The organism is Acidobacteriota bacterium (assembly GCA_034211275.1).
Lineage (GTDB): Bacteria > Acidobacteriota > Thermoanaerobaculia > Multivoradales > JAHZIX01 > JAGQSE01.
The window spans coordinates 1-14,445 of the sequence record JAXHTF010000171.1; the positions used below are offsets into that span (position 1 = coordinate 1).

10 protein-coding genes and 1 tRNA gene are annotated in these 14,445 nt (G+C 64.5%); 2 read left to right on the forward strand and 9 right to left on the reverse strand.

Features of this window, described 5'->3' with window-relative positions; all coding sequences use genetic code 11:
• Positions 1–417 precede the first annotated feature (417 nt).
• The 3 genes from SX243_20070 to SX243_20080 form a co-directional block, all read right to left on the reverse strand.
• A complete protein-coding gene (locus SX243_20070) occupies positions 418–1,308 on the reverse strand; it encodes a hypothetical protein (GenBank protein ID MDY7095280.1) in 891 nt (296 codons plus the stop codon).
• A 178-nt stretch (positions 1,309–1,486) separates the two neighbouring features.
• Entirely contained in the window at positions 1,487–2,932 is a 1,446-nt protein-coding gene (locus SX243_20075) for a hypothetical protein (protein ID MDY7095281.1), read from the reverse strand.
• A gap of 407 nt (positions 2,933–3,339) precedes the next feature.
• A complete protein-coding gene (locus SX243_20080) occupies positions 3,340–3,795 on the reverse strand; it encodes a YaiI/YqxD family protein (protein MDY7095282.1) in 456 nt (151 codons plus the stop codon).
• A gap of 139 nt (positions 3,796–3,934) precedes the next feature.
• Between SX243_20080 and SX243_20085 the strand changes: the two genes are divergently transcribed.
• Positions 3,935–4,010, forward strand: a tRNA-Lys gene (locus SX243_20085).
• A 209-nt stretch (positions 4,011–4,219) separates the two neighbouring features.
• Here SX243_20085 and SX243_20090 read toward each other — a convergent pair.
• The 6 genes from SX243_20090 to SX243_20115 form a co-directional block, all read right to left on the reverse strand.
• On the reverse strand, positions 4,220–4,834 hold the full coding sequence (locus SX243_20090; protein ID MDY7095283.1) for a JAB domain-containing protein: 615 nt from the start codon (positions 4,832–4,834) through the stop codon (positions 4,220–4,222).
• Positions 4,835–5,211: 377 nt separating this feature from the next.
• Positions 5,212–5,805 carry a tyrosine-type recombinase/integrase gene (locus SX243_20095; protein ID MDY7095284.1) on the reverse strand — a complete coding sequence of 198 codons (594 nt, stop codon included), beginning with the start codon at positions 5,803–5,805 and terminating at the stop codon, positions 5,212–5,214.
• Between the two features lie 2,232 nt (positions 5,806–8,037).
• Positions 8,038–8,268: a hypothetical protein gene (locus tag SX243_20100; protein MDY7095285.1), complete on the reverse strand. Its 231-nt coding sequence runs from the start codon at positions 8,266–8,268 to the stop codon at positions 8,038–8,040.
• Positions 8,269–8,433: 165 nt separating this feature from the next.
• On the reverse strand, positions 8,434–11,436 hold the full coding sequence (locus tag SX243_20105; protein MDY7095286.1) for a CHAT domain-containing tetratricopeptide repeat protein: 3,003 nt from the start codon (positions 11,434–11,436) through the stop codon (positions 8,434–8,436).
• Between the two features lie 173 nt (positions 11,437–11,609).
• Positions 11,610–12,482 (reverse strand): hypothetical protein, encoded by an 873-nt coding sequence (locus SX243_20110; GenBank protein MDY7095287.1) that lies wholly within the window; start codon positions 12,480–12,482, stop codon positions 11,610–11,612.
• 10 nt (positions 12,483–12,492) lie between these two features.
• Positions 12,493–13,062, reverse strand: coding sequence for a sigma-70 family RNA polymerase sigma factor (locus tag SX243_20115; protein ID MDY7095288.1), 570 nt, complete (start codon positions 13,060–13,062; stop codon positions 12,493–12,495).
• A gap of 403 nt (positions 13,063–13,465) precedes the next feature.
• Between SX243_20115 and SX243_20120 the strand changes: the two genes are divergently transcribed.
• Positions 13,466–14,445, forward strand: a 980-nt coding sequence (locus SX243_20120) for a CHAT domain-containing protein (protein ID MDY7095289.1), incomplete at its 3' end; no start/stop codon positions are given.

Here is a 14,445-nt window from a genome sequence, read left to right on the forward strand (position 1 = left end):
CCGAAGACCGCCACCGCAACGGCGGAAGGAAACAACACCGGCACCACGAAGCGCAGCAACCACTGCACCGCAACGATGACCACCCCCGGCCATAGGCGTAGTGGTCGCCTGCCGGTGGTGGAATCGACGGACGCTGCTTGCGAGCTCGAACTTTCCATGGACCCCTCCGTTCCATCAGCCCGCGGCCCCCGGCAGTCAGCCGCCGCTACCCGAGCTGAGCTCATTCGAAATCTTCCTGGCTGCCGAAGAATCCAGAGGCAATGCAGCGCGCTGCCGCCGCCTCGGGCTCTTAACCAGGCTCGTACCCCGGACTACGCCTCGTCGGCGCAGAATGTTACGCACGTGGACGGTTTCAGGAGCCGGTGCGCCGGACGGCGTGGACGGTCTCGTCGAGATGTCGAAGGAAGCGGCATCGGATCACTCCATCCCGACGCCGGCGGCAGAGGGATCCAGCAGCCAGCCGGTGACCGTGACGTGGATGAAGGTGAGTCGGGGATGGGTGGTACTGGACCGCCAAGCGGAGAATCCGAGGTTGGAGCCCGGCTCGACGAACATCTTCATCAGCTGGGAGGCGTAGAAGATGTCTTGACTGGGAAAACTCCCGATGGCGACCGGAATCAAGACATGGGACGCTCCCAGGCCCTTGTCCGCGAGATTCAAGCCTCCGTTGAGCTCCACCGACAGAAAGTGGTCGCCGGTGGCCAAGGCCGCATCGAAGGACGTGTACTCGACCAATAGCCTCTTGTCTTTCGGCACCCGGAACAGGACACCGCCGGTTTTGTCCTCGTCGAAGGAGCCGTCACCGAAGCGGAAGGTCCGCATCACCTGGAAGGGTTTGGGAGCCATGGGCTCTTCCTTCGCGACGGACAGTGTGTTCGTCACCAGCCAGGAGCCATGGCAATCACTCTCGTTGTCGCTGGGAACGGTCCCGAAGCTGACTCGTCCAGTTGCGGTGGGTTCCGGGTCGGCGCCAAGGCCCCCCACGGTCACCCAGCCGTCGCCCCGCTTGCCATCGAGATAGCCGTTGGTATAGACGAAGAAATTCCCTCCGCCCAGGTTGCCCTTGTCTCCAGTCACCCCCACCAGCTCCATCAGATCCAGAATCGGCGCGAGGTTCTGCGGAACGAAGCGGCCGATGGCCCCGGTGTCGATGCCGGCATGCTCCCAGAGCTCGCGCAGCTCCTCGCTGGTGGCGAGCCGGAAGCCCTCGAACAGGCCTCCGGCTTGGAGCTCCGCCTCGATCCCGTCGTAGGAGTATGTCGTGGACAGGGGAACGTCGAGCCAATAGAGCCCGGAGATTGGGTCCAAGGTAGCGGTATCTGGACCGAACGGACTGGGCACAGCTTGTAGGTCTGGTTCCATCGCCCAGCCGGGAAGGGCCCAAAGCACAATCACCGCGAGAGACAGAGAATTTCTCTGAATACGCATCATGACCTCCTTGAGGACCTGCATCCTCGATCGTTGTTCTTTGAGGGGCAATCCGACTTCAGGACGAAGGCCTGGTCAGTCCTTCGCAGGCCACGGCTTCGATGTCCGCCAGGGCAACGTTGGTGAGCTCCCGGACCGGTGGCTGATGCTCTACGACCGTCCGCAGAGCGAGACAGACGGTAGCCCACTCCTGGGTGAACTCGTAGTGGGTCGCCCTGTCCGACGACGGCACCGCCACGTTCTCCGCATCGGGCGCGTGATTCCAGGCCAGCCCTCGCCCCAGACAGTCCACCGGTGGCCAGGCACCGCCCACGATCTCGTCCTCGCGCTCAGCGGCGAAGAGGTTGACGTAGAGCACTCCCTGATCGGCACTCTCACCCAAGGAGCGGCTGAACGGCGCTTCCTTTGGCCAGGCGAATCCCGCCTCACAACTCTCCCCGAAGCTGTGGCCGTTGAGCTGTTCCAGGAAGCTGGCCCCATCGGAGATCCAGAAAGCCGGAGGCTGGCAGCTGCCGCAGGGGGCGCAGGGGGCGCAGGGGGCGTCAGCGTCCTCCGGGACGACCGCTGTCCGCCCACCGCACAACTCTCGGCGGACCCGGTCCAGCTGATACCGCCCGCCGCACGCCCACTGATTCCAGATCCCGTGGTTGGGGGCCGCAAGAGTCACCAGCTCAGAAACCGTGAGATCGCCTTCCCGCTCCTCCCCCATGTGATGCTTGATGTAATAGCGACTGCTCAGAGTTCCCTGGCTGAACGCGATGATGGCGACCCACTCGACCCCCTCATACTCCGGGCGGTTCAGGATCCCCACCTGTTCCTCGCCGTGGCTGTCTATGCCGCCCTCGATGAAGACCCGCAGATCTACGGCATCATCTTCGATGCTGCGCTCTCGGTTGTCCCCGTTGCCCGGTCCATGGAGCGGCAAGTCCAGATAGAAGGGATCGATGGGCAGCTGAGGGTTGGCGGCGAGCACCCTCGAGAAGGACACTCCATCGGAGCCCGGGGCTTTCCAGGCTTCTTCACTACCCCGCGTGTGTCCGTGGATGAACACCACCGGAATCCGCGGGGACCCGTAGCGACAGACCGAGTAGATCGGGAACTCCTGACCGCCGACGGAGAAGCTGGTGATCTCGCCCTCGACGGTGAGAATTCCCCCGTCGCCTTCTCGGACTCCCCGCGGATAGGTTTCCAAGGAGGTGAAGCTCACCTCCGCTCCGCCGATCTCCTCCCCGGCGAGATCCCGCAGCCGGGGGGCGAGGCGGCGCTCGCCGTTGACCTCCAGATTGGTGCCGCCGCCGTGGTTCAGATAGGACACCTCGACCCGGTCGACGAGTCCGCCGAAATCGAAGCGGAGGTTGGTGTGGGCGGCCTGCAGCCGTCCCCGGGAGTCCAGCACGGCAGCCTTGCCCGCGGTGGAGGCTCCGCCCCGGTAGTAGAACGGCTCCACCGTGATCTCCACGCCCTCGACGGTGAACGACTCACCGATGGCATAGCGGCTCCTCACAGGAACCTCTCCAAAGCTCAAGCAGAGAGGCTGCTCCGAAGGCCGCTGGCGGTCCCACTCCACTGCACCTGGTGAATGGCCTCCTTGGAAGACGGGAGGTTGGTTGAGAGAGCATGCTGCGAGCAGGATCAGCGCCCACAGGATAAAAGCGTGACGCATGTTGAGACTCCTTTCTCCGTCTCCCTCGCCGGAGCAGCGAAGCTCTCCAGCGGAAGCTCCTGGCAGGATTCCTCCGCGGGCTGGCCCTCCCGATCCCAATCATGAGAATGAAAGTCTCAATTCATTTCTACCAACTCCATGCAAATGAAGGAATACCCCAACAGTCGGCCGGGGACCACCCATCCAGGCGGGCTCTCGCGAGGTGATGCCCGGCCGACAAGAATTGTTCTAGAGGAGACGAGAACGGGCTAGGAACCGGTGCGCCGGATAGCCTGAACGATCTCGTCGAGTTGCTGCAAGAACTGCGAGCGCCCCCGTTTGGTCAGCGGCTTGGGACCGCCGGTGATCTCGCCGGCGCTACGCAGGTCGGTGAGCAGATCCCGCACAGCCAACGCCTCACCGACATTCTCTTCGGTAAACGGCTTGCCCGTCGGACCCAGCACCCGGGCGCCGGCCTCGACGCAGCGGCTCGCCAGCGGAATGTCCGCGGTGATCACCACATCCCCCACCCCCACCCGCTCCGCGATCCAATCGTCCGCCGCATCCAACCCATCCTCCACCACCTGCAACGAGATCTTCGGATCGAGAGGAATCCGCATCCAAGAATTCGCCACCAGCGTGACCTCCAACCCATAGCGCCCAGCCACCCGATACACCTCGGGCTTGACCGGGCAGGCGTCAGCGTCTACGTAGATGTGCGGCATGGGGCCTCCTGGAGATGCTGGGGAACCAACGAATTTCCGGCCGAGCTTACCCGACCCCCAGTCCCTCGGCACGCCGCCCCCCACCGGTTTGTTCCCGGCCACTCCTGGGCTATACTTCGCGCTCTGAGAAATCAGCTCCGGGGCGTTAGCTCAGTTGGTAGAGCTGCTGACTTTTAATCAGTAGGTCGGGGGTTCGAGACCCTCACGCCCCACCAGCTTAAATCCCCTCAAATCAATAACTTGAAGTCTTCGCTTGACTAGCGAACCCTCCGCTGAGACCCGATTTGGGTTCAATTTGGGTTCAGTGTGCGCGAGCTTGCCCTGAATGCGGCGTTTTGCGGCGCCGGAGCTCTCTCCCCTTCTGCTCGTGAAGTGCTGGTGAGGCGGCGCTGTACCCGTTGGGCTCAGCGCGCTGTGGGATTCTTCAGTCGACCCTGAAATCTTCGAGGCTGGCGCCGGCTTCGAGGGCTTCGCGCAGCCAGCGCGCCATGCTGCCGCGGCCGGCCCAGGTCTCGCCGGTCTCGGGGTGGCGGTATTTGGGCTTGGCCCTGGGCCGGAGGGGCGGGATCATCCCGGCCTCGCCGCGGATCCACCGGCGCACCGACTGATAGCGGGGCGCCTCGCCGAGGACGATGTGATCCCAGACCTCGATCTGGAGAGGCTTCGCCGCCTCCTCGAGCTTGCGGGTCGCCTCGATGTCGGCCAGGCTGGGATGGGGATTGCCGGAGGGGTGGTTGTGGAAGAGCACCACCACCGAGGCATGGGCCAGGAGCGCCGCCACCAGCACGGCCCGCGGCTCGAAGAGCGAGCGCACCAGGGTGCCGCGGTAGAGGATGCTGTAGCCGGCGGGCCGGAAGCGGTGGTCCAGGAAGAGCGCGCCGACGGTCTCGAAGGGCTCCGCCTCGAGGATCGAGTGCAACAGCGGCACCGTCTCCGACGCGTTGTGGTAGCGCTCCTCCAGCCCTTCGAGGTCCGGGAGCTCGCCGGGTTCGAGGCGCAGGCGATAGCGGGTAAAGGTAGAATCCTGGCTAGCGTCCATGGGAGCTACAGTCTCCTGTGGTCGTAGGTCCGGCGGGGTGTTCCAGCACCCCGTCGGGCCGCTTAGTAGAGCCAAGGCTTGGTAGAGCCAAGGCCTCGGAAGGTTTTCGACGAGTTCTCGCGGCCTGTTGCTCCCCCACTCTACCTCGCGACCGCCGCAGCTCGTCAAATCTCTCTTGCCTCGCGAGGTGCAGAGCATCTCGCTGCGAACTGGCCATCGAACCTCATCTTTTCGCTCTCAGCTCGAAATTACTTGGTTCACGCAAAGAGCCATCCGAAGGCGGCCGAGCCCCGGGAGGGGGTTAGGAATCCGCCGCCGAGGCCGACGATGACCGGCGGCGGCCAGTGCTGTGCGGGAAGGCTCTCCGGCGAAAGCCCCTACCAGGCGAGGCTGTGGATCTTGTCGACGCGCTCGTGGGGCGCGATCTCGCTGAGGTAGCTGGCGGTGGTGTTGAGGTCGGAGTGCCCGAGGGTGAGCTGGATCTCCCGCACGTTGACGCCGCGGCGCAGGAGGTGGTGGGCGTGGCTGTGGCGCAGCCCGTGAGGATGCACCCGCTTGTCGATGCCGGCGCGCTCCGCCAGCCGGTTCAAGGCGGTCCGCACCTGCTGCGGCCAGAGCTTCTTGCCGCGTTTGCCGCGGCTGATACAGCAGAAGAGCGGCGATCTTGGCCCGATACCCAGCTGCCGCCGCTTCTCCAGCCACAGCGCCACGTGGGCCACCCCAGCCGCATTCAACGCCGCCACCCTCTGCTTACCACCCTTGCCGTCCCGCACGTTGATGGCTCCGCTCCCGAGATCGAGATCCCGCGGCCGGAGCTCCAAGGCCTCGGCAATGCGCAGCCCCCCGTAGTAGAGCACCGCAATCAACCCTCGCTGCCGCAACCCCGCCGCCCCTCGCCGACTGGCGGCGTCGATGAGCTGCTCGACTTCACCTGGCGTGAGGATCTCGATGGGCTTCTTTCGACTCGGCATAGTGGTGTCTCCTCATGTACTCGCCACTAAATAGCGCCTGACCGTCGCCGAATCAGAGATTCGCCACTATTCAGGGCAGAAAGGGTTGATCAACAGGGAGGTTGCTCGATCACTTCGAGCGGCTGGCTAAGAGCAGTGTACCTCGTGGAAAGCCCCCGTCCAGGGGCGTTTGCGAGCGCCCGCTCCCACCGGGAATTTCGTTTGCGGGCTTCTGGCGGGCGGGGGCGGCGGAGGGGAGACGGATTGGTGACGGGGGTGGGGGCTTTGCGGGGGTTCAGGAGAGGTGTTGAGAAGGCACACTTCCGGTAGTTGGATGACCGGGGGCCACTTGCCTGCCTGAACGGCGCCGAGCTCTTGGAGTCCTCTTCGAGACCTGGTCGGCTTGAGCAGCCTCCTCGTTCCCACGGTCCACCGTGGGAACCACCCCGCCCCAAGCACCTCCACCACCCAGGCCCCGCGACCGCGGAGCACACTCAACGCCGAGCGCAAGTTCCAAAGCCGGCGGAGCCGGCGGACTTTGAGGAGCCCCGGGGTTCTTATCCCCGGGCGGAGGCCCCGAAACCACCTCCGCCACCGACTCCGCAACCTCGCTTCAGCCCACTCCACCGTCATGCCCGCGGAGGCGGGCATCCACGCGGTGCGGGAACGCGGGCGCTACCCCACGCTCCGCCCGCCCTGGTGGGCTGCCGCCCACCCCACGGATGGCCCTGCCTTCGTCGGCCTTTCGCAGTGCGAGGCGAGGCAAAGCTTAACTGGAACAGGCAAGAGCGGAGAGTCGCAATGTCTTCGTTGGCCTTTCGCACTGCAAGCGACCATTTGGGGCGGTCGCTGGCAACCATCATGTCGCAATGTCTTCGTTGCCCTTTCGCACTTAAAGACTCAACTGTTCCTAAGCCGATTGCCGTCGGCATGCAGGTCGCAATGCCTTCGTTGGCCTTTCGCATTGGAAGCAGAGCTTCATCATCGAGCGGATCTGAACCGAGAAGAGTGAGTCGCAATGCCTTCGTTGGCCTTTCGCATTGCAAATGACCCCCAAGAAGCCAGGAGCAGGAGTAGGACCAGGACCAGAAGTCGCAATGCCTTAATTGGCCTTTCGCACTGCGAGCGCTCTTGCAGCAATCGAAGGCCCGCACTGCGGGCAGAAAGGTCCCAATGCCTTAGTTGGCCTTTCCACTGCAAAATTGCCGAGCTGACGGCGCCCACGACGTGGTCGTTCTCGTCGCAATGCCTTCGTTGGCCTGTCGCATTGCAAGTGGCAGACTGATGGGCCAAACAATCAACTCCGTATCGTTAGGTCGCAATGCCTTCGTTGGCCTTTCACATTGCAAGACCCCAAAACAGAGCGCGGGAGCGCGCAAGGATTCCTTGGTTCCAATGCCTTAGTTGGCCTTTCGCACTGCAAGCGATTTCCCCCACGTTCGGACAACAAGAAGTTCCTCCCGAGAAGTCGCAATGCCTTAGTTGGCCTTTCGCACTGCAAGTTAAAAAAAGAGGGCATCTTTGTTTCTTTGTTCTTTACGGTCGCAATACCCTAATTGGCCTTTCGAACTGCAAGGCTCCATCTCGAGCTCGAGTTGAGCGTAAAAAGAAAGGTCGCAATGCCCTAATTGGCCTTTCGAACTGCAAGGTGCTTAGAGCCGTTGTACGCAGACATCCCTTTCTGAGAAGTCGCAATGCCTTAGTTGGCCTTTCGCACTGCAAGCTACCATGCTCATTCTCATATCCTTCCTTGGCATAGAGGCGCAATGCCATAATTGGCCTTTCGCACTGCAAGAAACCTGTAACAACCCTGGGCATCATCTGCCAAGACGAAGAGTCGCAATGCCCTAATTGGCCTTTCGCACTGCAAGAGGACAGCCAGTGGCGGGCCCTCACCAAATGAATCAACGGCGCACTTTCGCAATGCCTTAGTTTTTTCTCTGCACGGCAAGACTCCCATCTGGGCAGCCCTGGGCGGAGCAGCTGAATGCGCTGTTGCAATACCTTCACTGGCCTTTCGCTGCCGGAGAACCATCACCAACGATCTCTAGAATCCCGGCAGGCACAACCCTCGTGACGACTCCCAGCCTTACCCCAACACAAAAGGAGCCGAGCCCAAGGACAGACTCGACTCAACAACTTCGACCAAGAACCGAAAAGCTTTTCGATAGCAGAGACCCTTACTCAAGGCGCGGCCCGAGAGAAAACAACCGAACCGCGGGAGGAGGCCACCCGGCCCCCTCCCGACTTCACTCAGAGATCGTCCGGCAGACCCGGCGGAACAGCCTCAATCTCGCCGGTCTTCGGATCCTGGGGGACCTTGGTGTCCGAACCGCCGGACTCGGAGGTGTTGGTGGTCTGGTCGTCCGGCTTGGGGGCCTGACCGTCGAGGTCGTTGCCCTTGCCGGACTTGGTACCGCCGGCGTCGTTGCCGCCGGAGTCGCCGTCGGGGTGGAATACGGTGCGGATGGGTGAGAACTTCATCGCTGGGACCTTCCCTTCATCGTCGTGGAACCTTGGCGGCGCGGGCGGGGGCCGGGATGGAATGCGGCCGGGCCGGGGGCGCCGGGTGGCGGCTTTCGCCACCCTTCAGCCATTGGTTGCCACTTGCGGCGTCTTGTTGGGGAAGAGACCGAAAAAACTCGGGAACTATTCGGCGGTTCCGGTTCCCTGCAGCACGAACGCGGACCAGTAGAAGGGCGCGGACCACTGCTCGGAGGCGGCGAGGTGGAGCTGCGCTCGGCGGAGGGCGGCGGAGGGGGGCTCGTGGAGCTCCAGCAGACCGCGGTAGAACTCTCCCATCAGCTCCGCCGTGGCCTCGTCGTGCACCGGCCACAGGCTGACCAGTACCTGGGAGGCGCCGGCGTAGAAGAATCCCCGGGTGAGGCTGAGCAGGCCGTCTCCGCGCACGTGTTTGCCGAGGGCCGTCTGGCAACCGCTCAAGGTCACCAGCTGGGCGTTGAGGCGAAGGTCGAAGATCTCGTGAAGATAGAGGTCTCCATCGATCTCGGCGCCCGCGACGTCGACCCGCGAGAGCACCATGCCGGAGAGCTCCGGGAACTCTTCATCTACCACCGCGTGGGTAGCGAAGTGGACGATGCGGTATTGGTCCAGCGGCGCCGTTAGCACGGCGTCCTTGGAAGCCTCAAAGCTCAGCGCCGCCGAGCTCATGCCGGGATCGGCTAGCGCCAAGATCCGTTCCGCCTCGACGCCGGTCCAGGGAAGCCGAGGCAGCGGCCCCTTGGGCAGCCGTTCCGCTCGAATCCCTCGGAGCGCCTCGATGCCCTCCGCAGCCTTCGATGATGCGCTCGATCCGCCCTGGAGCCGTTCGTCGTTCTGCTGAAAGATCGGATCCGCGAAGATCTGGACTTCCAGCGGAGCCGGGGGCCGCTCCTGGTCCCGACGATGGAGAGCCGCCAGGACCGAAGCGGAGGGAAGATGCAATACCTCGAAATCGTCGACCACCCGCTGATCCGAGCCGGTCCCGGCAGGGGCTTTGGGAGAAGGGAGGGCTGCGAAGGGCAGATAGTGCAGCAAGCCATCGGCGACGATCCACAGCCGCTCGGTCCCCAGTGGGATGAGGTCCGGCGGGAGGAGCCACGAGCTCAGCCTCTCGGCATGGAGCTGCTGCTGGATCTCCCATCCGGCCAAGCGCTGGAGGCCACGGTAGAGGGCCTCGGTGGAGGATTCCAGAGACTGCCTCCCCAGCAGCGCCCGGGTCTCGAAGGAGCTCGGCCCCACGGCATAGAGATAGCTGGCATCCCGGCCCAGGCCATAGCTCAGCAACACCGTGCCCGGCGGGAGCAAGGCTTGGACGTCCTTCAATTGCACCGGCCGCGGATCGGCGAGCTCGGCGAATTGAGGGTCCGCTCGCCGGATCTGCGCCCGCGCCCGCTCCAGATCGAGGCTCAAAGTCCGCAGCTGCCGCTCGATCTCGGCGACCTCTCCCGGCACCGCCTGCTCTTCTTCCAACCGCCGCCGGGCTCCTTGCAGCTGGTTGATCTGGGCCTGAATCCGCCGCTCGCGATGGAGCAGTTCGGGGGGCGCCTGCGCCCGGACGCCCACCGCCGACTCCAGGACCAGCTCGAAGAGATTGCGCGCTCGGATGACGTCCCCTTCCTCGAAGGCCTGAACGGCGAAGCTTGGATCCCCGGTCACCTCCGCCTGCCGCATGAGGAGCTCCAGGTAGAGCTCGGCGTAGTCCTGCCAGAGCCAGATGGGCCGGTAGCGCGCCCCCATCTCGCGGGCCGCCGCCCGCAGGCCGTCCACGGTCTCCACCGCCTCTCGGGCATGGCCGAGGGCTTCAGCGCCGTCCTCTGCGTCCCGATCCACCAGGGCCAGGCAGTAGTGAACGTGGGCCAGGGATTTGGGATCGTCCAGAGCTTCAAACTGACTCTTGCCGTCCAACAGCCAGTCTCGGGCTTCCTCCAGCCGGCCCTGAAGCTGGTGGAGGCAGCCCAGGTTCACGGTGGTGCTGGCGATCTCTTGGGGGTTGCCAAACTCCCGCGAAAGCTCCAAAGCTCCCCGGTAGGACGCCTCCGCCTCGGCGAGCTCGCCAGCGCCCTTGTGCACCGTACCCAGGCGATCCAGCAGGGCTGCCTCGCCATCCCGGTCTCCTCGTTGGCGGTGGATCGCCAGCGCCTCCTCCAGCAGGGGCAAGGCGCGCTGGGGGCGGCTTTGCTGGTGGTAGATCCAGCCCTGCGAGGCCAGGATGGCCGCTTCCTGCTCGCGGTCGCTACGGCGCCGGGCCAGCAACAGGAGCTGGTCGAGGATCTCCAACGCCTCTCGATGCTGGTCGAGAAGCCCATAGGCCTCCGCCAGATTGGTGAGGGTGACGATCTCCCCCGGCTCGAACCCGATCTCCCGAAAGATGGGCAAGGCCTCCAGGTATCGTTCGATGGCTCGGTGGGTTTCCCCCGCGGCCTTGTCCACCAGGGCCAGGTTGTTGAGGGCGCTGGCCTCGGCGCGGCGATTGCCGGTTTCGCGGCCCAGGTCGAGAGCCCGCTGAACCAGCGCCTCCGCCTGCCCCAGGTCTCCCTGATTCCTCAGCGCCAATCCCCAGCGGTTGAGCACGCTGCCCTGAAGGAACGCGCTTCCCGCATCCTCGGCCCGTGCCAGGGCTTGCCCATAGGCGCGTACCGCGTCGCCGCCGCGCCCCAGCACTTCGAGGAGCGAGGCCTTTTGCCGCAGAACCAGAGCCTCCAGCTCGATCCTCCCCGCCTCCTGCGCCAAGCGCTGCAGCTGGTCGAAGCGCTCGACGTGAGCCTCGGATGCCTCCGCCGCCACCGCCGGGAGAAGCTCCATGAGCTCCTCTGAAGCTGTCGCGCAGGCCCGGTCCTCTTCCGTCGCCGGCCGCCGTGCGGTCACCTCGACGGTGAACCGTCCCCGGCCTCCTTCGAAAGGATGGATCAGTAGACCGAACTCTCCTGAGCGGGAGGCAATCCAGCAGAAGCGCTCCGGCGCATCCCGATCCACCGGCGTGTCGTAGCGCAGCAGGACGGTGCCGTCGGGATCGAGCACCTCGGCCAGGACATCGACCTCCGACTGGCCCACCTCCAACACTGCCGCCTCCCCGGCTTCGAGGTGCAAGAGGAATCGAGCCGGAGAACCACCGGCGACGCGACCGGAAACTTCGAACCTCGGGACCAACACGCGGGCGGTCTCGGCTTCGGAGGCCGAGCCTGTCTGGCATCCCGTGGGCGCAAACAAGAGGAGGAGAAAGCAGGCGTAGAAAAAGGCGCGCACGAGAAGTCCGGCGGGAGAATGCTGCCGGGCAATCACGGTGGGGTCAGCGAGGGCATCGGATGCAAGCTGATCGGAAGCGATCAACCGGGCGGTCCGCGGACCAGCTCGAAGGGGAAAATATCGATCTCGTGCTCCTCCCCGGCCTCGAGCCCTAGGAGCCGCAGCCGGTAGGTACCGGAGGGAAACGAGTCGCGTGGCAAGGTGACCAAGAACGTCCCGGTGTCCTGCCGGCGGAGATCTTTTTTGCTCCAGACCTTCTTTCCCTGAGAGTCGAGAGCCTCCGCCGCATAACCACCGGAGAAGGCGGTCAGGTCGAGAAGATTCAATCGCGCGATGAGGGGATCGGCCTCAGCGGGCACTTCCAGCACCAGCCTCGGCGCCGCGGAGCGGAGCTGGAGCTGCTCTTCGGAAAGCAGGTCCACGAGGTGGGGATCCGAGCCGGCCTGCCGAGCACCTTTCTCAACGCCTCCCCCACCCAACCCGGCCCCCGCCAGCCACAGCCCGAGAAGCGCCCCCACCACGAGCATGGAGGCTGCCACCGCCCCCAGGGGCCACCAACCTAACGAGGGCAAGGGAGCCGGAGGCGTCCCAGCATCGGCTTCCCCGGCCCGCTGCACCGCGGCTCCGGGTTCCGCCCCCCCAGGCTCTGCGGTCGCCGCCTGAAAGCGCTGCCAGGCGGCCTGACCTTGCGCCTCGCTCGGCTCGAAGGACGGGTCGTGGTCATGGTCGAAGGCTTCCAGCCCCGCCAGCTCCTCGGCGCAATCGTCACAAGCCAGGAGGTGGGTCTTGACGGCCTCCGCCGCTTCGTCCGCCAGCTGCCCTTGTTGAAATGCCAGGAGCTGATCCACGCTGGGATGCTGGTTCACAGCCTGCCTCGATTCGCTGATGAGCTCCCGGACAGCTCGGTCGATGAGACCGCCAACGTCGTCGTCCCGGTCTTTGAAATCAGCCATGCCTTGCTCCTCAGGGCGCGGAGTCCGCAGGCCGATCCTCGACCGCTCGGCGGAGCTTCTGCCGTGCCCGGTGTATGAGCGAGGATACTTGACTGGTCTTGACCTTGAGCGCTTCGGCGATCTCCGCGTAGGTCTTGCCCTCGAGAAAAAGCTTCAGCGGCCGCTGGAGCTCCCGCGGAAGCGCGAGGAAGGCCCGCTTCACCCTCTCCAGCCGTCGCCTCTGCTCGAACACCGCCTGTGGGCTCGGGGTGCCGGAGCCACCGGCCCACGTGCTGGCCTCCGCCTCGACTCGATCCGGCTCCAGCGGTACTTCCTGCCTGGCCCGCTTCTTCCGAGTCGCGTCCCGCCGGGCCTGCAACCAGACCTTCTTGGCGACGCCGACGATCCAGGTGTCGAGCTGGGATTGACCGCGGAAGGTGGCGCGGCTCCGAAAGGCCTGGAGGAAGGCTTCTTGGGCTAGCTCTTCGGCTTCCTCGTCGGAGGCTCTGAGGCCTTTCAGCGTGGCGAAGATCTTCCGATGGATGCGCTGAAAATCCTCTTGGGTGAGGTTCCATCCATCGGCGCTCTGATCTCTGGGCACTCTGGAGCCCCTCCCCCGCGTCATGACCCTTGGCTGGCGGCGGCCCGGCCCATTCCGCCGGCCGCCTTCGATAGAAGGTAACGGTTCTGCTCGACCCGAAGTTTCCGGATCGCCAACTCGTACATGCTTGGTTTCGCATCTTACCTGAAACCCTCACCGCCACCAGCCTGCGGGCCATCCCCGGCTAGCTTCAGAGCTATTTCTTTTCGAACAACCTCGCTCTCTTGGTTGCCGTTCCGCTTTGGCTGTTTAGAACTTTCTTGCTCATCTCCCCGTTCAACTCGCGGCGCCGGCGAACAAATCTCCCCCAGCGGCAACCAACTGTCAGCTATGCCTCCGGGGTCTTGGCGACCAAGCACCCCGGAACCGAGATGAATTCGAGTCGAGAAAGGAAGACTCCATCATGAGTGACCTGACCAGGGCTCAGGAGGTCGAGTACCAGGACTTCGAGATCGAGGTGAGTGAGTGCCGATGCGGCTACCTCGAGGTCCGCGTGCTCAACTCTCCCTTCTACCGTCCCAGGGCGCCCTTCAAGGCACCCTACTCCCCTCAGCAATTCCAAAAGCTGATGGAACGGCTTGCCGCCAAACCGGGGCTGGAAGGTCCCCAGCCGTTTTCCAACCCCGAAGCGAAAGCCAAAGAGATCGGTGCTGAGCTCTTCGAAGCGCTCTTTCCCGACGAGATCGCCGCCAACCTGCGAGAGAGCAATGCCGTGCTGGCCGGCGTCTCCCACGGCGGTTACCGGGCCGGGCTCCGCTTGCGCATCGCGTTCCACAATGTCAGCGATCACCCCGAAATCTTCGGTCTTCCTTGGGAGCTGCTCTACGATCCGAAGAAGAAGGAATTCCTGGCGCTGGGCGGAAGGGTTCTGGTGGTGCGCTACCAGGATGCCCCCCGCGCCGCCCTCAAAGCCCGGGAAGGGAGAGCTCTGCGCGTCCTCTCGATGACCCCTCGCGCGAAGGAGGACGAGCACACCTTCGACCGGGAGGAGGCTCAGAGTCTGCTCGACAAGGCGGTCCGCCTGGAGCCTTTCGTTCAAGTCCGTCGCCTCCGAGAGCCAACCCTCAACGGCCTTCGCCGCAAGCTCCTGCAGGATCCCTGCGAGGTGCTCCATATCTTCGGCCACGGCGCCTTCCGGGAGAGCGACGCCACGGGCTATCTCGTCTTCGAAAACGAGGACGGCTCCCGAGACTATGTCAGCGGGCAACAGCTTGCGGACCACCTGCAGGACATCCGCGAGCTCCGCCTGGTCGTCTTGGTCGCCTGCAAGGGAGGGCGCCTGCCCCGCAAGAACGGTCAAGACCCTTACTCCGGGGTGGCCACGGCGTTGGTGCAGGCGGGGCTACCGGCGGCGGTGGCCATGCAACAGAACATCTCGGTCAC

What these genes read in the sequence shown, in the direction of transcription:
- SX243_20080 (MDY7095282.1), bottom strand. Translation starts at nt 3,795, where the DNA reads ATGCCGCACATCTACGTAGACGCTGACGCCTGCCCGGTCAAGCCCGAG.
- SX243_20090 (MDY7095283.1), bottom strand. Translation starts at nt 4,834, where the DNA reads ATGGACGCTAGCCAGGATTCTACCTTTACCCGCTATCGCCTGCGCCTC.
- SX243_20095 (MDY7095284.1), bottom strand. Translation starts at nt 5,805, where the DNA reads ATGCCGAGTCGAAAGAAGCCCATCGAGATCCTCACGCCAGGTGAAGTC.
- SX243_20100 (MDY7095285.1), bottom strand. Translation starts at nt 8,268, where the DNA reads ATGAAGTTCTCACCCATCCGCACCGTATTCCACCCCGACGGCGACTCC.
- SX243_20110 (MDY7095287.1), bottom strand. Translation starts at nt 12,482, where the DNA reads ATGGCTGATTTCAAAGACCGGGACGACGACGTTGGCGGTCTCATCGAC.